Source organism: Pseudomonas sp. MD195_PC81_125 (assembly GCF_014060985.1).
Lineage (GTDB): Bacteria > Pseudomonadota > Gammaproteobacteria > Pseudomonadales > Pseudomonadaceae > Aquipseudomonas > Aquipseudomonas parakoreensis.
Genome location: NZ_JABULD010000453.1, coordinates 1 through 18,615, shown reverse-complemented (window position 1 = coordinate 18,615; position 18,615 = coordinate 1). Strand labels below are relative to the sequence as shown.

The 18,615-nt window shown below is 61.6% G+C and carries 13 protein-coding genes and 3 pseudogenes; 1 reads left to right on the top strand and 15 read right to left on the bottom strand.

The window, feature by feature from the left end; genetic code table 11:
* The 15 genes and pseudogenes from HT737_RS18230 to HT737_RS31860 form a co-directional block, all read right to left on the bottom strand.
* Positions 1–344, bottom strand: a pseudogene (locus HT737_RS18230) (glycosyltransferase); the annotation flags it as partial.
* On the bottom strand, positions 341–1,777 hold the full coding sequence (locus HT737_RS18225; protein ID WP_182403542.1) for a PIG-L family deacetylase: 1,437 nt from the start codon (positions 1,775–1,777) through the stop codon (positions 341–343). The gene HT737_RS18225 and the pseudogene HT737_RS18230, both read right to left, overlap by 4 nt.
* 8 nt (positions 1,778–1,785) lie before the next feature.
* Positions 1,786–2,682 (bottom strand): antimicrobial resistance protein Mig-14, encoded by an 897-nt coding sequence (locus tag HT737_RS18220; protein WP_182403540.1) that lies wholly within the window; start codon positions 2,680–2,682, stop codon positions 1,786–1,788.
* A pseudogene (locus HT737_RS18215) lies at positions 2,682–3,813 on the bottom strand (glycosyltransferase). The gene HT737_RS18220 and the pseudogene HT737_RS18215 overlap by 1 nt, the downstream one beginning before the upstream one ends.
* Positions 3,797–5,554: a carbamoyltransferase gene (locus HT737_RS18210; RefSeq protein ID WP_041065832.1), complete on the bottom strand. Its 1,758-nt coding sequence runs from the start codon at positions 5,552–5,554 to the stop codon at positions 3,797–3,799. The pseudogene HT737_RS18215 and the gene HT737_RS18210 overlap by 17 nt, the downstream one beginning before the upstream one ends.
* Positions 5,555–5,725: 171 nt before the next feature.
* On the bottom strand, positions 5,726–6,061 hold the full coding sequence (locus HT737_RS18205; RefSeq protein ID WP_182403538.1) for a YceK/YidQ family lipoprotein: 336 nt from the start codon (positions 6,059–6,061) through the stop codon (positions 5,726–5,728).
* A 212-nt stretch (positions 6,062–6,273) separates the two neighbouring features.
* Positions 6,274–7,725, bottom strand: coding sequence for a lipopolysaccharide kinase InaA family protein (locus HT737_RS18200; protein WP_182403536.1), 1,452 nt, complete (start codon positions 7,723–7,725; stop codon positions 6,274–6,276).
* Entirely contained in the window at positions 7,725–8,477 is a 753-nt protein-coding gene (locus tag HT737_RS18195) for a lipopolysaccharide kinase InaA family protein (RefSeq protein ID WP_121183364.1), read from the bottom strand. The genes HT737_RS18200 and HT737_RS18195 overlap by 1 nt, the downstream gene beginning before the upstream one ends.
* Positions 8,474–9,208 (bottom strand): lipopolysaccharide kinase InaA family protein, encoded by a 735-nt coding sequence (locus HT737_RS18190; protein ID WP_095667714.1) that lies wholly within the window; start codon positions 9,206–9,208, stop codon positions 8,474–8,476. Before HT737_RS18190 ends, HT737_RS18195 begins: the two co-directional genes overlap by 4 nt.
* Positions 9,208–10,014 carry a lipopolysaccharide core heptose(I) kinase RfaP gene (rfaP, locus tag HT737_RS18185; RefSeq protein ID WP_182403534.1) on the bottom strand — a complete coding sequence of 269 codons (807 nt, stop codon included), beginning with the start codon at positions 10,012–10,014 and terminating at the stop codon, positions 9,208–9,210. Before rfaP ends, HT737_RS18190 begins: the two co-directional genes overlap by 1 nt.
* The gene (locus HT737_RS18180) at positions 10,015–11,136 is read right to left on the bottom strand and encodes a glycosyltransferase family 4 protein (RefSeq protein WP_121183360.1); all 1,122 of its coding nucleotides are present in this window, start codon (positions 11,134–11,136) and stop codon (positions 10,015–10,017) included.
* The gene (waaC, locus tag HT737_RS18175) at positions 11,136–12,197 is read right to left on the bottom strand and encodes a lipopolysaccharide heptosyltransferase I (RefSeq protein WP_121183358.1); all 1,062 of its coding nucleotides are present in this window, start codon (positions 12,195–12,197) and stop codon (positions 11,136–11,138) included. Before waaC ends, HT737_RS18180 begins: the two co-directional genes overlap by 1 nt.
* A 1-nt stretch (position 12,198) precedes the next feature.
* Positions 12,199–13,234 (bottom strand): annotated as a pseudogene (gene waaF, locus HT737_RS18170) (lipopolysaccharide heptosyltransferase II).
* A 305-nt stretch (positions 13,235–13,539) separates the two neighbouring features.
* On the bottom strand, positions 13,540–16,479 hold the full coding sequence (gene glnE, locus HT737_RS18165) for a bifunctional [glutamate--ammonia ligase]-adenylyl-L-tyrosine phosphorylase/[glutamate--ammonia-ligase] adenylyltransferase (protein WP_182403532.1): 2,940 nt from the start codon (positions 16,477–16,479) through the stop codon (positions 13,540–13,542).
* Positions 16,476–16,601 (bottom strand): hypothetical protein, encoded by a 126-nt coding sequence (locus HT737_RS31860; RefSeq protein ID WP_256198919.1) that lies wholly within the window; start codon positions 16,599–16,601, stop codon positions 16,476–16,478. The genes glnE and HT737_RS31860 overlap by 4 nt, the downstream gene beginning before the upstream one ends.
* Before the next feature lie 262 nt (positions 16,602–16,863).
* Here HT737_RS31860 and aceE point away from each other — a divergent pair.
* On the top strand, positions 16,864–18,615 hold a 1,752-nt coding region (aceE, locus tag HT737_RS18160), incomplete at its 3' end, for a pyruvate dehydrogenase (acetyl-transferring), homodimeric type (RefSeq protein WP_182403530.1).

The following is an 18,615-nucleotide window of genomic DNA, read 5'->3' as shown; positions in this document are numbered from 1 at the left end:
CACCTTCAAACCAGCGGTTGAGCGCCAGCATCATGTTCACCGGCTTTGAAAGCGGTTGCAGATCACCACATCGAAACTTTTTCTCGACGGCAGAACTTATACAGCTGCCACATCGCCCGCAGGCGCATGCCTTTGAGCGACTTGTCGGAAAACTCGAAGTACACCGAACGGTCAGCCCGGCTCACCGGCTCGCCCGGCCCCGGTTTGCCGCGCAGGAACGCCGCCGTGACTTCATAGCGATCAGCCGGTAACGCCTTGACGATCTGCTCGGCCAGGTCGGCGAAATCATGGGCTTTGACGTTGTAGTCGGGTTGCAGTTGCAACACCTTGGACCGTTGACTCATGACTCTCCCCGCTGATCGCCCGGTTCACCGTGCTTCAATAACCAGAACAATTCCTGGCGTCTGACCGCTTTTCGAAAAAACTCGTTTTCGCCGTACACCGACGCGGCCCGCCCGGCGAGCACACGCTGGATAATCCGGCGCAGGCGCCGCTTGAACGGTGCCGGCGGCTGCAGGTCATGCATCATGCCCAGCGCCATGGCCTTGTCCCGCTGCAACTCGATGGACAGCGGCAGGCACAGCGGCTGCATCGGCACCGCCGCATCGAAGGCCGGCGGCAAGGCAATGCCCTGCCCGGTGTTGCCCATCGGCCAGCGGTCGTTGTCGTGCAAATGGTTGGCGTAACCGAGCAACGTCGGCTGCCAGTCGAGACTTTGGAGCGCCTGCAAAACCGCTTGCTGGGCGCAGACATGATCGGGATGCGGATCAAGGGTCGGGTGCGGCAACACAATCACGTCCGGACGGGCGCGCAGCAGCACTTCACGCAGGTCGGCCAGCAGGTTGTTCCAGGTCGGCGCACCATCGGCGTCGCCCGGCAGAGTGAACGGATTCAACTGACGAAACAGGCGCGTGTCATTCAAGTCCGCTTCGCGCGAACCTACTGCCTGATTCGGCGCAGCTTGCATCGCGGCCAGTTGCAGACAGAAGTAACCGAGCTGCACGCAGTGTTCCTGCGGGACACCGGCCCAACGCGGCACGGCGAGGCTGTCCCAGGCGCGCAACCGGCCCTTGAGCCGCGCCGCCTCGACCTTGTTCATGCCCATCTGTTGATAGTGTTCGGCTTCGATTTCGCCTGCGGTCAGGGTAACGATCCAGGCTTCGTCGGCCTGACTGTACAAGCCATAGGCCGCCAGTTCGGCGTCGTCGGCGTGCGGGGCAATGACCATCACCCGCTGACGACGGTAATCAGGCTGTTCCAGCGCCCACAACACCGGTTCGCCGGACACCCGGCAACAGCGCCCGCGCAGGCGCAACTGGCCTTGCGACAGAGCTTGCGCCTGACCGCTGAGATTCAGATAGCGCAGGCCATTGACCCCGCGCTCGAAGGTTTGCGCATCCGGATTAGTCCCGCCGAGCAGTTCCACGCGCGGATCAAAGAAGCGTCCGAGCCAACTGCTTTTGACCTTTACCGCGAGGATCAACGTCGCTTCGTCGACCAGCATCACACCTTCATCCAGACGCAATTGTTCGCCGTTCAGATGCACTTTCGGCTGCGGTGTGAACGGTGGAAAGCTGTACTGGTAATCGTCTTTCGGCGAATAGAACAGGTGATCGGCAAACCACGCCTCGTGGGCGATCCAGCCAACCACCGCGAGCACCAGCGGCAACCACCACGCCACCAGCACCCCGAGCGCGATCAACACGATCAGGGCGATCAGCAAGGTAATGCGTTTATTGCGCCGATGACGCTTGAGCAGTTGCTGTTTGCGGCTCATGGGCTGACTCATACGGTGAACACCGGCACAGGATTGCACCAGCGATCCTTGTATTCACGGTCGGCGCGACCGAAGGAAAACCGCAGCGGCTTGTTCAGTGCTCGCGCGTGCTCCCAGGCGCTTTGCGTATTGAGGAAGCTCAACACACTGCCAGGGCTGAATTCGCGGGTCTCGGGGTCGACGCCGCCGTTGATGTACTCGACGCTGATCCACTCTGGGGCCTCAACGCGGTACACCAGTTGAATGGCGATCGGCGCATCATTGAGGAAAATCACCGAGCCGATCAACAGTTCGCGCAGCAGCCCGATGACGTCGGCCATGCGCGCCGCGCCGGTGGCCGGAAAGCCCCAGCGGCGCTGGAACAGATCACAGTAGATCGCCGCCAGTTCGGCACTGGAAAACTCACTGACCGGACGCACCAGTCCACCCGCCTCTTCCAGCAAGCGCAGTTCGCGGCGCTGGTTGTAGCGAAACTTCTTCGACAATTCTTCGGGGGTGCGGGCCATGGCCAGTTGTTCGGTCTGCAACTTGAGGCCGCTGAAGCGGTATTCGTTGAGCGCCGACAGATAGCGTGCGCGATGGCGCAGCGGCGCCTGGGCATCGGCGGCGGCCGGCAGGATCAACTCGGCATTGCCGAGGTCGAACAGGCCTTTCTTGCCGTTGCGCTTGAGCACGTCTTTGGACAGCGCCAAATCACGGCCCCAGGTCGGGATCGCCGCTTTGACTTCGCCGCCCTGCTCCCAGGCCAGATAACGCACCGGGATACCGGCCAGATCCGCCAGGCGTTCGACCACCAGCGGATGGGTCGCGACACTGCCGCCAAAACGCTGCCAGGCGCTGGCATAGGTGAAGGCGTCAACGGGCGACCAGCCACGTTCGCGCCAGCCTTGAAATCGATTGAGCATCAGCCCCTCGGTGCCAGATCGGTAACTTGCGGCAGACGCCAGAAGGTGTCGCGCACCGCACGGTCGGAGAAACGCTCACGCAGACGATCGAGCATCAGCTCGGCGCACTGCCGGCGTTGCTGATCATCCATACCGGCCAAATGTTGCAGGCCTTGGGCAAGGTGTTCGGCATCGCCCAGCGGAAACAGAATGCCCACGCCTTCGACCACTTCCTTGGCCCCGCCACAGGCAGTGGCGAGCAAAGGCACGCCGGCGGCCATGGCTTCGAGCAGCACCATGCCGAACGGTTCGTGATCGGAGCTCAGGGCAAACACATCGAAGGCGCGGAAGTAATTGCGCGCGTCCGGCACCTGACCGAGAAACAACACCCGATCACCGATGCCCAGTTCGCGCGCCAGTTCCTTGAGGTCCTGCTCCAGACGGCCCTTGCCGAGAATCACCAGCTGACTGTTGCCCGGCAGACCCGGCAACGCGGCAGCAAAACCGTGCAGCAAGGTGGCCTGATCCTTGTCCGGGTGCAGCCGTCCAACGTTGCCGACAATGAACGCATCAGCCGCCAGACCGAGGGTCTCGCGGGCTTCGTGGGCTGACACCTGACTGGCCTGCAAGGCCGGCACATCGATGCGGTTGTACAAGGTCTGGATGCGGGTCGACGGCCAGTTCGGCAGGCAGCGCCGCATGTCGTCGCGCACGGCATCGGAGACGCCGAGCAGGCTCAGGCGCTTGCGGAAAATGTGCGCGAACAGCTTGCGCGTGCCGCGTTTGTAATCGTCAAACGCATGGTGCACGCCAATCACCGGCAGCGACGTGCCGAGCAAGGCGATGTAGATCGGCTTGAAGCGATGGGCGATGCAGAAACTGAAATTGCGTGAAGCGGCGATCTTGCGCAAATCGCCGATGGCGCCCAGCTTCAGGCCACGAATGGCCTTGGAGCTGTATTCCATGAACAACACTTCATCGGAAGCACACGCTGCGGCCACCTCGCTATCGGCGGCCCCGGTCAGAAAGACCCGTGGTCACCCGATAACCGGTGCCCGCGAACAGGCTGGCGTACTGCCGTGCGCAGTCGAGGAACGGCCCGTCATAGCCGTGACAGAACTGCAGCACATGGCGTTCAGCCGAGCGAGTCATAAGCGTTTGCGCCCTCTTTGACCACCAGAATGTCTTCCATGATCAGGTACTGAAGATCGGAACCGAAGAACATGTTCAGGGCATCGGTCGGCGAGCAGATCATCGGTTCACCACGACGGTTCAGCGAGGTGTTCAGCGATACGCCGTTGCCGGTGAGATTTTCCAGCGCCTTCATCATGTCGTAGTAGCGCGGGTTGTATTCGCGCTTCAGGACCTGGGCCCGGGAAGTGCCGTCTTCGTGGACAACTTCCGGCACGCGGGTCTTCCACTCTTCCGCCACTTCGAAGGTGAAGGTCATGAACGGCGCCGGGTGATCGATCTTGATCATCTGCGGTGCAACGGTGTCGAGCATCGACGGGCAGAAAGGCCTCCAGCGCTCGCGGAACTTGATCTGGTGGTTGATGCGATCAGCCACACCGGCCACGCTCGGGCAACCGATGATCGAACGACCGCCCAGTGCACGCGGACCGAACTCCATGCGGCCCTGGAACCAGGCCACCGGGTTGCCATCGACCATGATTTTGGCGATCTGCTCCGGCATGTTGTCGAGCTTGCGCCAGGTCGGTTTGTTCTCGTGACGGGCGCACGCGGCGATCACGTCTTCGTTGCTGTAGGACGGGCCGAGGTAGACGTGTTCCATCTTCTCGACCGGCACGCCACGGGCGTGCGACACATAGGCCGCGGCACCGACTGCGGTGCCGGCGTCGCCGGATGCAGGCTGTACGAACAGCTCTTTGACGTCGTCACGGGCGATGATTTTCTGGTTGAGCTTGACGTTCAACGCGCAGCCACCGGCGTAGGCCAGCTTGCCGGTTTCCTTGAGCACGTCGCCCAGGTAGTAATCGATCATCTGCAGCGCGATTTTTTCGAACAGTGCCTGGATGCTGGCGGCGTAGTGGATGTACGGCTCGTCGGCGATGTCGCCCTCGCGCTTGGGACCCAGCCACTCGATCAGTTTCGGCGAGAAGTAGTAACCCTTGCCCTTCTCCTTGTAGCGACGCAGGCCGATCACGTTGGCGTAGTCAGTGTTGATCACCAGCTCGCCGTTCTCGAAGGAGGCCAGGCGCGAGAAGTCGTATTTGCTGGCGTCGCCATACGGCGCCATGCCCATGACCTTGAACTCACCGTCGAGCATGTCGAAGCCGAGGAACTCGGTGATCGCGCCGTACAGGCCGCCGAGGGAGTCCGGATCGAAAAATTCCTTGATCTTGTGGATCTTGCCGTTTTCGCCATAGCCGAAGAAGGTCGTGGCGTACTCGCCCTTGCCGTCGATGCCGAGGATCGCGGTTTTCTCTTTGAAACCCGAGCAGTGGTAGGCGCTGGAGGCGTGAGCCAGGTGGTGCTCGACCGGCTCGATCTTGATCTTCTTCGGATCAAAGCCCAGTTGCTCCAGACACCAGACGATCTTGTTGCGATAACGCTTGTAGCGACGGTTGCCCATCAGGATCGCGTCGAGTGCACGATCCGGGGCGTACCAGTAACGCTTGGCATACTGCCAGCGGGCCTTGCCGAACAGGCTGATCGGGGCGAACGGAATCGCCACCACGTCAACGTCGGACGGCTTGATGCCGGCCTGTTCCAGGCAGAACTTCGCCGATTCGTAGGGCATGCGGTTCTTTGCATGCTTATCGCGGACGAAGCGCTCTTCTTCAGCCGCCGCCACCAGCTTGCCGTCGATATACAAGGCGGCTGAAGGGTCATGGCTAAGGGCGCCGGACAGGCCAAGAATCGTCAATGCCACAGGGTCTAGCCTCTTTAGTCTGCATTCAGGCGCGATGCGCCTTGAAAATTGATGTGCCCTCGCACCGGGCGAGAGACAGCTAAAGGGCGGGATTATAGCGTAAACGTGGCGGGAATGACCCTGTGCGAATTGCCCTTGGTGAATCGGCCCGGTGAAACCTTGCTTTCACACTCAATAACCGCCCGCGCGCCAATAGATACCGAGATTGCCGTCACTGGCTTGGCGGTAATTCGTAGACGGCAACACCACCGTATCCAGCACCCCGGACAACGGCAGGTCGAGCAGCACGAACGGCTCCAGGACGCCGGAGGGGTCTGGGGACGCGTGGAGTACGAAGAAGTCGAACGCCAGCCCGCTGTAGCTCCGTGGAATCGACTGGCAGTAGGTTTTCTGTTTGCGCAGGTCGCGGGCGACGTCAGCGTCCATCTGCCATACCGTGGCGGCAGTGCCGGAGCCGGATAAAAGCCATGCGCAGGTGCCCAGTGTTACAGCGCTTTGGATGCTCAAGGTTTGCCCTCCGAAGTGGTCAGGGCAAGCTGGCATCGGGGCTGGAACGGGCACAGCTCATGGCTTCTGGAGACGCTGCAGGACACGTCAGTGGAGTTCGTCCGCTGTTGCTTAACCGGATTTTTTGGGGGCTTTAAAGCCCTATCGCGAGCAGGCTCACTCCTACAGGGGAATGCTTTCCCATGTGGGAGCCAGCCTGCTGGCGAGGCGGCTCATGCCGCGCTGGAGATGTCCTTGGGCAACCGCTGATCGATCACCTGATACAACGCGCTGCTCTCGGGCCAGTTGCGCATGAACCGTGCCCGATCCCGTGCATAGGCCGCTGCGAAACTTCCGACAGAGCCGTGCTGACACATCGAATCCAGGTCGATCAACGCCCAGCGACCTTCCTGCCAGAACAAGTTATGCCCCTTGAAGTCGCCATGACTGATGCGCTCGGCAATCAATCGGGCGAACAGTTGATCCAGCGCCTGCAGCTCGGATTCCGGCGCCGCACCGCTTTCAACATACGGCGCAAAGCGCTCGATGATGTCCGGCCCCGGCAGAAACTCGGTCACCAGATAGGCGCGACTGCGCAGCCACAGAAAGCGCTTTTCCAGCACCGCCAGCGGTTTCGGTGTGGCGATGCCGAGGAACGCCAGGCGATTGCCTTCACACCACGAGTGCCAGGCGCGGCTCGGGCGCCAGAAGCGCTTGAGCCAGTGCGCAAAGCCTTTGATGTTGTAGCGCTTGATCACCAGCGTGCGCCCGGCCACTTCGACTTTGCCCACGCTCGCCGCGCCGCCGGTCTTGTACAGATGGCCCTGATCGAGCAGCGCATCGGCCTGATCCAGCACCGGCAGCATGGCTGCCTCTTCCTCACGACGGACTGCCCGCAAGCCAAACGCACCGCGCTGCACACTGAACAATGTGCACTCGCGGCCCACCTTGATCAGATAATCCTTCAGGCGCCAGGCGCGCACCTTGGCGATCTGCTTCTGCAACGCTTCCAGCGGCAGCGCATGCTCGCTGTTGCTCAGCAGGTAATGCACCAGCAATTCTTCGGTGAACGGCTCCAGTGCCTTGGGCAACTGGGCGAAAAACACTCCGAGGTTTTCCAGCACCTTGTGCCGCGACAACGGCTGACCGGCAGTTTCGACGCAGATCCCCGCGCCATCGATCAGGTACAACTGCCCGCCGTGACGCAGCAGGTTGTCCAGATGCAGATCTTCCTGCCACAACCCTTTGCCATGCAGTTGGCCGATAGCGCCCAGCGCCTCGGCCAGTACCGCCGTTTGTTCGTCCGCCAGCACTGGCAACGATTCGACTTGCTGCCAGGCATCGCCGAGGCTTTCAGCGCCTTCGAGAAATTCGAACAACAACCAGCCGCCCTCGCCATCCTGCAAGCCATCGGCCAACAGCAATGGCGTGGTAAGGCCCTGTTCGGCGAGCAGTTTGACGCCCGCCAGTTCACGCTGAAAATGCCGCGCAGCCTTGCTGCCCACCAGCAACTTGGCCAGCACCGGCCGACCGCGCCAGACCCCGGCGCCGACATAACGCTGCCCCGGCAACACCCGCAGCAGGCTCAGCAACTGCAAATCCGCAGGACCGGCCGCATCAGCGAGGCTGATCGTCAGCGGCAGATTCGGCGCACGCCCGGCGTTTTTCAGTTCGGACAAGCGCATCAACGGGTCTCCTTGCGACTGCGCCGTGCGGTCAGGCGCGAAACCCAGCTGTCGACCAGTGAACTGTCGACGGGCTGATCGAGGTACGCCGCGAGCAACTCGCGCAATTGCGCCTCGCTCCATTCCGGCGCGCGACGCAGCAGCGGCTCCAGATCCTTGACCCGATCGCGCATGCCGAACAGCAGGGGCCGGGTCTTTTCCAGGTCGATCAACTGCGCCCGATAGGCGTCGCCCTCAGCCTGCAAGAAAATGTGCTTGGGATAAAAACAGCCGTGCACCTGACGTACGCCGTGCAGCTGGCGCGCCAGTTGTCCACAGGCCTTGAGAATCGCCGAGTGCTGCGCGGCGGTCAGCTCGGACCAGCGTTGCAACAGCGAGTCGAGATCATCCCAGCCGTCGAGGGCACGGGTCAGCAGGATCGCCTGAACATCGCCCTTGACCTTGCGCTCGCCGAAAAACGCCGCTTGCAGCGCAGGAATTCCCAGCTTGTTGTAGCGGCTGATGTTGCGAAACTCACGGGCGAAACTCGGCTCGCCGAACGGCGCATGCAAGGTGCGGGTCAGGTAATTGCTCTGCCGCTTGAGATAGTAGGCCCGCCCTTCCAGCTCCAGGCGAAACACGCTGCTCCAGCCACCGCCATCGGTGTTCGGTTCGTCCACGGCTTCGAGCTGCTTGGCCCAGAGCGCGTCGAAAGTGCCGAGGCCATGACGCTCAAGCAGCGCCCGGTCTTCAGCAGCCAGGAAATCAGTCATTCGCGTCCCTCGAAAAATCTCACCACGTGGCGAATCCGTTTCTTGTCGGCGGCATTCAGCCGATCACGTCCGCGGTATTGCAGGTAGAAGCGCAGGCGCTGGGTGTTCGACAGGTGATATTTGGCCACTTTGTCGAGACAGGCCAGATCCTTGGTGATCCGGTATTTGAGCCAGAAGCCGCGCCAGAAATCGCCGTTCGGGCAGTCGATCAGAAACAGCTGCGCCTGATCGTCGATCAGCAGGTTGCGCCACTTCAGATCGTTATGGGTAAAGCGGTGGTCGTGCATGGTTCGCGTATAGCCGGCCAGTTGGCGGCTGATGCCATCAACCCACAGGCGATCCTTGAGTTTCGGATCGTTGCGTTCGGCCAGCGCCGACAGGTCTTCGGTGCGCGGCAGCTCGCGGGTGATCATGGCGCCACGGTTGTACGCCGCGCCCCGCCGCTCCAGGCCCCAGGCCACCACTTCGGCCGTGGGAATGCCCCACTTGGCGAAGCGCTTGAGGTTCTGCCACTCCATCTTCACCCGCGGCTTGCCCAGGTAGCGGCGCAAACCTTTACCGGCGCCGACGTAGCGCTTGACGTAGTAATTGACGCCGTTGCGCTGCACGCGGATGACTTCGGACAGCGGATCACGGGTCAAACGCTCGCCCTGCAGGGCAAACACCGCTTCGAGGCTGCCGAAATCTTCGCTCAGTTCGCTGTATTGCGGCTCAAGAGTCCAACCCGCCATCAGAGCGCATCCCCGTATCGCTGTTTGCGCGCATAAAGCTTGTTGGCCTTGCCTTCGAGCCAGCTCAACAGCGGCGCTTCTTCTGCCAGGATCTGCCGCAGCGGTTGCTGGAAGTAGCCTTTGAGGAAACGCAACTTGTCGCGACGGGTCAGGCCGATGTCCAGCGCCGAAAAATACAGCGCGGCCAGATCCTTGTTGCGCCAGCGTTGCGTAATCTTTGCACGGGTCTGGGCGCGGTGCAGGTCGATCACCGAGAGCTTGAAATCGTCCGGCGTGACCGGTTTGTCGGTGTGCAGCAGGAAGTGGCAGATGTAGCAGTCGCGGTGGTTGACCCCGGCGCGGTGCATCATGCCGGTCATGCGTGCCACTTCAGCGATCAGCGCGCGCTTGAGTTTCGGCTGCGGCGGGTTCTTGACCCAATCGATGCTGAAATCTTCGAGGCTGACGGTCGGCGCCAGCTCTTCGGTGACGATGAACGAATGCTGATCCGCCGGGTTGCTGCCCTTTTCGCCGTAAGCCACAGCGGTCATGGTCGGCACGCCAACTGCCTGCAAACACTGGATCGCCTGCCATTCCTGACCCGCGCCGAGCACCGGCAGCTTGGCGGTCAGCAGGTTCTTGAAGATCTCGCCCCAGCCGATGCCCCGGTGGATCTTGACGAAAAATCCGTTGCCTTCGACTTCCGTGCGCAGCGTGCGTCGAGCTTCCAGCTCGCGATAGACCTCGCCCTGCAAGCCTTCGACTTCGGCGAACGGGTCGCGTCCGGCCCACAGGCTCTTGAACGGTTCAGCCAGCATCAACTTCATTTAAGCGTGCTCCGCCAGAATCACATCGGCCGCGTGCTGCGGCATGCTGTAGAGGTCGGCCGTCTCGGCGAAGGCCAGACCATTGCGACTCCAGGCCGCGCGTGCAGCGTCGTCATTCAACATGTCAGTCAGGTACTGCGTCAGTTGCGCCTGCTCGAATGGTTCGTCCAGCACGCGCCCGGCGTCCGCCTCGGCGATGTAATGGGCGTAACCACAGACCGCACTGACCAGCACCGGCAAACCGGCGACCAGCGCTTCGAGCAGCACGGTACCGGTGTTTTCGTTGTAAGCCGGGTGGATCAACAGATCGGCGCCGAGCAGGAAACGCGGGATATCGCTGCGGCCCTTGAGGAACGTCACGTTATCGCCCAGACCCAAAGTTGCACTCTGCATCTGGAACAATTTGGGGTCATCCTGGCCGATTACAAACAGCCGGGTGCGTTTCTTCAGCTCGGCGGGCAATGCGGCCAGCGCCTTGAGGCTGCGATCGACGCCCTTGGTCTTGAACCCGGAGCCGATCTGCACCAGCAGCAGTTCGTCGTCCTTGAGGTTGAATTCGGCACGAAAACCGGCGCGAATCTGGTCGGCATCCGCCGGCCGTCGACGATCCTGGGCGATACCCGGCGGCAGCAGATGGAAGCGCTCCAACGGCGTGTCGTAGTGCTTGATGAACAGCGGCTGCTGCACTTCGGAAATCATCAGCACTTCGGTTTTCGCATCTTTGGCGAACACCGCGCGCTCGTACTCGGCGAAGTGGCGATAGCGGCCCCAGCGGCGGTACAGCGAATGGCGCAGGTTCTGCGCCTTGTCTTCGAAGCAGCCGTCGGCGGCGTAGTAGACATCCAGCCCCGGCATCTTGTTGAAGCCGATCAGCCGGTCCACCGGACGCTTGGCCAGATCCGCTTCCATCCACGCACTGAGCTTCTCGTTGCGCCGATGGTTGAAGAACGCCTTGACCGGCGCCACCAGCACTTCGAAACCGGGCGGCACGTCGCCTTCCCAGATCAGCGTGTAGACGCGGATCTGGTGACCGCGCTTCTGGCATTCGAGGGCGATGCGCATGAAATCGCGCTGCAAGCCACCGAACGGGAAATATTTGTACAGGACAAAAGCCAATTGCATCAGCGCAGCTCCTCAGCCATTAACAACGTGCTCAGACGGCTGGCGACACGCTCGGGATTTACACGCGTGAAGCACAGAGGCTGCTCGCGCTTGAGGTCAAACTGACGGGCATCCTGCGCAGTCGGTTGGTAGGTACATTTCTTTTGCAGGCACGGAGCGCAGGGGAAATCACTGGCCATGTGAATCTGCACCTTGCCGTAGGCGCCGGTCAGGCCCGGGTTGGTCGGGCCGAACAGCGAAATCGTCGGCACATCCAGCGCGGCGGCCAAATGACCGAGACCGGTGTCCACCGCCACGCAGGCCTGCGCACCGGCCAGCACTTTGCCGACCCCGGCCAGATTCAGCTTCGGCAGCACCTCGGCGTGTTTGAAACCGGCGGCAATGCGTTCGGCGCGGGCCTTCTCCTGCGGGTTGCCCCACGGCAGCTTGACCCCGACGCCCAGATAGCCGACGCGCTCGGTCAGCTCGCGCCAGTAGGCTTCCGGCCAGTGCTTGGTGTCCCACGTGGTGCCATGCAGGAACACCACGAACGCACTCTTGCGCGGCAATTCCACCAGACGCTCGACGTTGAGGCCGTAGTCGCCCAACCCTTTGGGCAGGTCATAGCCGAGGGCGATAGCAAACAGCTGACGCACCCGTTCGACCGCATGCTGCCCACGGGCCACCGCCAGTTTGCGGTCATAGAATCGTGCAGCGATCGGCTCGCGCGCCGAGCCTTTGTCGAGACCAGCTACCGGGGCTTTGACGTAGCGCGTCAGCCAGGCGCTTTTCAGCAGGCCCTGAGCGTCGATCACCAGATCGTATTGGCTGGCGCGCACGCTCTGCTTGAAGCGCTTCCACTCGCCGCTCTTGAGGGTCTGCCAGAGGTTCTTGCGCCAGCGGCGGATCGCCACCGGAATCACCTTGCCGACGGCCGGGTGCCAGGTCGGGATCTCGGCGAAGCCTTCTTCCACCACCCAGTCGAACGTGATCCCGGGGATGGCCCGGGCCGCGTCGGTCAGCGCTGGCAACGCGTGAATCACGTCGCCCAGCGATGAAGTCTTGATCAGCAATACCCGCAACTTAATGAACCTCGACCACAGAGCCCTGCAGTTTCTGCAAGGCATCGTTGACCGCGTCCGGCATCAACTGGCGCAGGCAGTTGTAATGGCCGAACCGGCAGGTACGGTCGAAGCACGGGCTGCAATCCAGACCCAGCCGAACGATTTCCACGTGCTCGGCCAGCGGCGGGGTGAAACCCGGCGACGTCGAGCCGTAGACCGCCACCAACGGACGGTTCAACGCCGCCGCCACGTGCATCAGGCCGGAGTCGTTGGACACCACCGAATCGGCACAGGACAGCAGGTCGATGGCCTCAGCCAGCGAGGTGCCGCCGCTGAGGTTGACCGACTCTTCACGCAGGCCGGGGAATCAGCCGTGCGCGGATGTCTTCGCCCACCGCGTGGTCGTTTTTCGAGCCGAACAACCACACCTGCCAGCCTTCGCGAATCCGCGCTTCGGCAACTTTGGCGTAATGCTCCGACGGCCAGCGCTTGGATTCGCCGAACTCGGCACCGGGGCACAGGGCCAACACCGGACGGTCGAGGGTCAGGCCGAACTTGGCCAGTGCCGCTTCGCGGGTCACCGGATCGATTTGCAGGCTCGGACGTGGATACGGTTTCGGCAGCTCGGCGTTCGGCTCGTAAGCCAGGGCCATGAAGCGCTCGATCATCAGCGGATAACGTTCCTTATCCAGCGTGCGCACGTCATTGAGCAGGCCGTAGCGGAATTCGCCGCGCCAGCCGGTGCGCTGCTTGATGCCGGCGAAAAACGGCACCAGCGCCGACTTCAGCGAGTTCGGCAGCAGGATCGCCTGATCGTACTGGCCGGCCAGGGATTTGCCGATGCGCCGACGCGTCGCCAGTTCCAGCGCGCCATGGCCGAGCGGAAAGCTCAAGGCCTTGCGCACTTCAGGCATGCGCTCAAGGATCGGCCGGCTCCACTCGGGGGCCAGCACGTCGATTTCGCATTGCGGGTGGCGCTGCTTGAGACACTGAAACAGTGTCTGCGCCATCACCATGTCACCGACCCAACTGGGCCCAACGATCAGAATATTCATGTGGTTTCCATAAACGAACCGGGGAGGCATTTACGCCTCCCCGCCTCGAGAATCACTGAGGGAGCGGCGCTGCTTGCGATGGGTCATTACCTTCAACATGACTGTCGACTGTTACTCCGCTATCGCGAGCAGGCTCGCTCCTACATGGTTTGTTCGTGTCTCAATCTGCAAATCACCACAAGTCCCTGTGGGAGCGTGGCTTGCCCGCGATGAGGCCATCACATCTGAAAGTGACGGTGGCTGACACTCCGCCATCGCGGGCAAGCCCGCTCCCACAAGGTATTCGATGCTTCAAATATCCGGTTTCAGCTTAGCCCCAGCTCTTTCCAGATCCGCAATACCTGCCGGCGCTCCTCGACAAACTGGTCGCCTGCAATCACCCCGGCGTCCTTCTGCAAGGCCTGCCGGTGGGCGGCGGAGCGGTAAGCCTTATAGGCTTCGCGCAACAGGCTGGCGTCTTCGGCGGGCATCAGCCCTTCGTGTTCCAGCTCTTCCAGAATGCGGATGTTATCGGTCCAGCGCAGCAATGGCGGGTGGCTGTGCGACCACGCCAGGGCCGCGTATTGCACCATAAATTCAATATCGACGATACCTCCGGCGTCCTGCTTGAGGTCGAACGGCGCCGTGGCCTCGAAGGCATTAGCCGCCGTACCGGCCGCGGTGCCCTTGGTGCCGAGGTTGTCGCGCATCTTGGCGCGCATCTCGCTGACTTCCTGTTGCAATTTCGCCAGATCCCGCGCTTTACCCAAAACCTGCGCGCGGACTTTCTCGAAGGCCTGGCCGACATCCTGACTGCCCACCAGCACCCGCGCCCGCACCAGCGCCTGATGCTCCCAGGTCCAGGCTTCATTTTCCTGATAGCGCTCGAAGGCACCGAGTGAACTGACTAACAGCCCCGACGCGCCGGACGGGCGCAAACGCATGTCCACTTCGTACAACTGACCGGAGTTGGTCTGCGCCGTCAGCAAGTGAATGATCCGCTGCCCCAGCCGGGTGAAGAACTGCGCGCCATCGATCGGTTTCGGCCCGTCGGTTTCCGCCTGCGGATCACCGTCATGGATGAACACCAGATCCAGGTCCGAACCATGCCCCAGTTCCAGCCCGCCGACTTTCCCATAACCGACAATGATGAAGCCCGGATCGCACAAACTGCCGTCAGTGCGCAGCGGCGTGCCGTACTTGGCCACGGTCTGGCGCCAGGCCAGCGCCAGCACTTGCTCGAGAATCGCTTCGGCCAGCCAGGTCAGGTAATCGCTGACTTTCATCAATGGCAGGCTGCCGGCGATTTCCGACGCGGCGACGCGCAAGCGGTGCGCAAGTTTGAAGTGACGCAGGGCTTCCATCTGCTGCTCGAGGTCGTCTTCGGGAATCCGCGTCAGCCGTTCGCGCAGCTCGGCGGCCAGTTCTGGCGCCAGGGGCGGCTTGAACAGGCGACCTTCGTTGAGCAATTCATCGAGCAGCAGCGGGAAACGGGTGATCTGCTCAGCAATCCACGGACTGGCCGCGCACAGCGTCAGCAAGCGCCGCAAGGCGCCGGGATTTTCCGTCAGCAGGACTAAATAAGCCGAACGCCGCGCTACCGCTTCGACCAGCGGCAGCACTCGCTCCAGCACCAGATCCGGGTTGTCATGTTCCACCGCCTGAGCCAGCAGACGCGGAATAAACGCATCGAGACGTTCGCGACCCAGGCGCTGCATCGCGCGCAATTGCGGGCTGCCACGCAAACTGGCCAGCGCTTTCAGCGCTTTGCTCGCGTCCTTGAAGCCGCCCTCTTCCAATTGTCGGCAAGCGGCCTCCTCATCCTGCGCCTCTTCCCACAGCGGCAACCACTCACCACCGACCACCACCTCGCAATCGGCACCCTCTTCTTCATCGGGATCGGCGATCACCTGCGCGAAGTGCCAGGCCACACGGCCGCGCCAGAACATCAGCTTTTCGTGGAAGGCCTGCCAATCGGCGAAACCGAGCATAAAGGCAATGCGCGCCTGATCCTGAGCGCCGTCCGGCAACATCTGGGTCTGGCGGTCGGCAATCGCCTGGATCGCATGCTCGGTGTAACGCAAAAACTCATAGCCTTCGCGCAATTCACTGATCACTGCCGGCGGCAGATAGCCTTGCCCTTCCAGCGTGCTCAATACCTTTAATAGAGGACGCTGCTGCAAGCTCAGATCGCGCCCGCCGTGGATCAACTGGAAAGCCTGGGCGATGAACTCGACTTCGCGGATGCCACCGGAACCCAGCTTGATGTTGTCGGCCATGCCCTTGCGCCGCACTTCCTGCTGGATCAACTGCTTCATGGTGCGCAGCGCTTCGATCGCCGAGAAATCCAGATAACGCCGATAGACGAAGGGGCGCAGCATGTCGAGCAACTGCGCGCCGGCAGTCTGATCGCCGGCCACCACCCGCGCCTTGATCATCGCGTAGCGTTCCCAGTCGCGGCCCTGATCCTGGTAATACTGCTCCAGTGCATTGAAGCTCAGCACCAGCGCGCCGGACGAACCGTACGGGCGCAGGCGCATGTCGACGCGGAACACGAAGCCGTCGACCGTCATCGGGTCGAGGGCCTTGATCAGGCGCTGACCGAGACGAATGAAGAATTCCTGATTATCCAGCGCGCGTTTCACGCCGACGGTTTCGCCGCCCTCGGGGTAGGCGAAGATCAGGTCGATGTCCGACGACAGGTTCAACTCGACCGCGCCGAGCTTGCCCATGCCGAGGATGACCATCTGTTGCGGCAGACCGCTGCGCCGACCGGTTGGCGTGCCGAACTGATCGCAGTGGCGACGGTACAACCATTGATAAGCCTGATCGATGGTGGCGTCGGCCATGTCTGAAAGATCGCGGCAGGTCTGTACCAGATCGGCCTGGCGGTTCAGGTCGCGCCAGATGATTCGTACCTGATGGCGAGCGCGCTGGCGACGCAGGACACGACCGAGTTCATCTTCGCTTTGCGCGGTGTTCACGGCGGCAGCAATCTGCGCGCAGAGTTCACCCGGCGCGTACGGCCGGTCGAGTTCGCCGGACTGCACCAGCGACAGCAACATCAAAGGGTCACGAACACTCTGTTCAATGACGAAATCGCTGGCGGCACCGACGCGGGCGAATTGCGCCCAACGCTCCGGTGTCCAGGTCGACAAGCCGTGATCGCCTTCAAGGGAGGCGACGGCCGTACGGAACGACTGCTCGGATCGAGTGACCAACGGCAGGAGAATGGCGGGGAGTTCGGCGAGCACGGGCAGGGTCATGGTCTATCCTTGATCGGCGTGTAAATGGCCGCTTGTAGTGTTTGATGAAAACCCGCTACGCGAAGGACTGTCGAACAAAAGTTAGAAATAGCTGAAATTTCTTCTTCTTTGGCATCCAGCATCAAACTTTCACCTTTTTCGGATGGTAATCGACCAACCTTAACGATTATTCTCACAACGCAGTCGGAGGCCACAAGCCTTTCCTCTGTAGTTTTACTACTCGTCTATACAGGCGAAAGGCTGAAATGCTCAAAGATTTGTAGTAAAACTACACGCCGCCGGAACAACCTGTCGGCAATCCAAGAATTTTAAATCGTCTGCCCACAAGGCCAGTCGCAAACTCAGGCAACCGATTCTGGAAGCCTTTCCGCCCTGGAGCAAGCCATGCAAGACCTCGATCCCGTCGAAACCCAGGAATGGCTGGACGCCCTGGAATCGGTTCTCGACAAAGAAGGCGAAGACCGTGCTCACTATCTGATGACCCGTATGGGTGAACTGGCGACCCGCAGCGGTTCGCAGCTCCCTTACGCCATCACCACGCCTTACCGCAACACCATCCCGGTAACCCACGAAGCACGCATGCCTGGCGACCTGTTCATGGAACGCCGCATTCGCTCGCTGGTGCGCTGGAACGCGATGGCCATGGTAATGCGTACGAACCTGAAAGATTCTGACCTGGGTGGTCACATCTCCAGCTTCGCTTCCAGCGCGACCCTGTATGACATCGGCTTCAACTACTTCTTCCAGGCCCCGACCGACGAACACGGCGGCGACCTGATCTACTTCCAGGGCCACACCTCGCCAGGCGTTTACGCCCGTGCATTCATGGAAGGCCGCATCACCGAAGACCAGATGAACAACTTCCGCCAGGAAGTCGACGGTCAGGGCCTGTCGTCCTATCCGCACCCTTGGCTGATGCCTGACTTCTGGCAGTTCCCGACCGTATCCATGGGTCTGGGTCCGATCCAGGCGATCTACCAGGCACGCTTCATGAAGTACCTGGAACACCGCGGTTTCATCCAGCCGGGCAAACAGAAAGTCTGGTGCTTCCTGGGCGACGGCGAGTGCGACGAGCCGGAATCCCTGGGCGCGATCTCCCTGGCCGGCCGCGAGAAGCTGGACAACCTGATCTTCGTCATCAACTGCAACCTGCAGCGCCTCGACGGCCCGGTTCGCGGCAACGGCAAGATCATCCAGGAACTCGAAGGCGTGTTCCGCGGTGCACAGTGGAACGTGACCAAAGTCATCTGGGGCCGTTTCTGGGACCCACTGCTGGCCAAGGACGTCGACGGCATCCTGCAACGTCGCATGGACGAAGTCATCGACGGCGAGTACCAGAACTACAAAGCCAAAGACGGTGCGTTCGTTCGCGAGCATTTCTTCAACACGCCTGAACTCAAGGCGATGGTTGCCGACCTGTCCGACGACGAGATCTGGAAACTCAACCGTGGCGGCCACGACCCGTACAAGGTCTACGCGGCGTACCACGAAGCGGTCAACCACAAAGAACAACCTACCGTCATCCTGGCCAAGACCATCAAGGGTTATGGCACCGGTGCCGGCGAAGCGAAAAACACCGCGCACAACACCAAGAAAGTCGACGTCGACAGCCTGAAGTTGTTCCGCGACCGCTTCGACATCCCGGTCAAGGACGAAGAGCTGGAGAACCTGCCGTTCTTCAAGCCAGAGCCAAACAGCGCCGAAGCCCGCTACCTGAGCGAGCGCCGCGCTGCACTGGGCGGTTTCGTACCGCAGCGCCGCGCGCAGAGCTTCAGCGTACCGACCCCGGATCTGGACACCCTGAAAGCGATCCTCGATGGTTCGGGCGACCGTGAAATTTCCACCACCATGGCCTTCGTACGCATCCTCGCGCAACTGGTCAAGGACAAGGAAATCGGCCCGCGCATCGTGCCGATCATCCCGGACGAAGCCCGTACCTTCGGTATGGAAGGCATGTTCCGTCAGCTGGGCATCTACTCCTCTGTCGGCCAGCTCTACGAGCCAGTCGATAAAGACCAGGTAATGTTCTACAAGGAAGACCAGAAAGGTCAGATCCTTGAAGAAGGCATCAACGAAGCGGGCGCCATGAGTTCCTTCATCGCCGCCGGTACTTCGTACTCCACGCCACAACCAGCC

What these genes read in the sequence shown, in the direction of transcription:
- HT737_RS18225 (WP_182403542.1), bottom strand. Translation starts at nt 1,777, where the DNA reads ATGAGCCGCAAACAGCAACTGCTCAAGCGTCATCGGCGCAATAAACGC.
- HT737_RS18220 (WP_182403540.1), bottom strand. Translation starts at nt 2,682, where the DNA reads ATGCTCAATCGATTTCAAGGCTGGCGCGAACGTGGCTGGTCGCCCGTT.
- HT737_RS18200 (WP_182403536.1), bottom strand. Translation starts at nt 7,725, where the DNA reads ATGCGCTTGTCCGAACTGAAAAACGCCGGGCGTGCGCCGAATCTGCCG.
- HT737_RS18195 (WP_121183364.1), bottom strand. Translation starts at nt 8,477, where the DNA reads ATGACTGATTTCCTGGCTGCTGAAGACCGGGCGCTGCTTGAGCGTCAT.
- HT737_RS18190 (WP_095667714.1), bottom strand. Translation starts at nt 9,208, where the DNA reads ATGGCGGGTTGGACTCTTGAGCCGCAATACAGCGAACTGAGCGAAGAT.
- rfaP (WP_182403534.1), bottom strand. Translation starts at nt 10,014, where the DNA reads ATGAAGTTGATGCTGGCTGAACCGTTCAAGAGCCTGTGGGCCGGACGC.
- HT737_RS18180 (WP_121183360.1), bottom strand. Translation starts at nt 11,136, where the DNA reads ATGCAATTGGCTTTTGTCCTGTACAAATATTTCCCGTTCGGTGGCTTG.
- glnE (WP_182403532.1), bottom strand. Translation starts at nt 16,479, where the DNA reads ATGACCCTGCCCGTGCTCGCCGAACTCCCCGCCATTCTCCTGCCGTTG.
- HT737_RS31860 (WP_256198919.1), bottom strand. Translation starts at nt 16,601, where the DNA reads ATGCTGGATGCCAAAGAAGAAGAAATTTCAGCTATTTCTAACTTTTGT.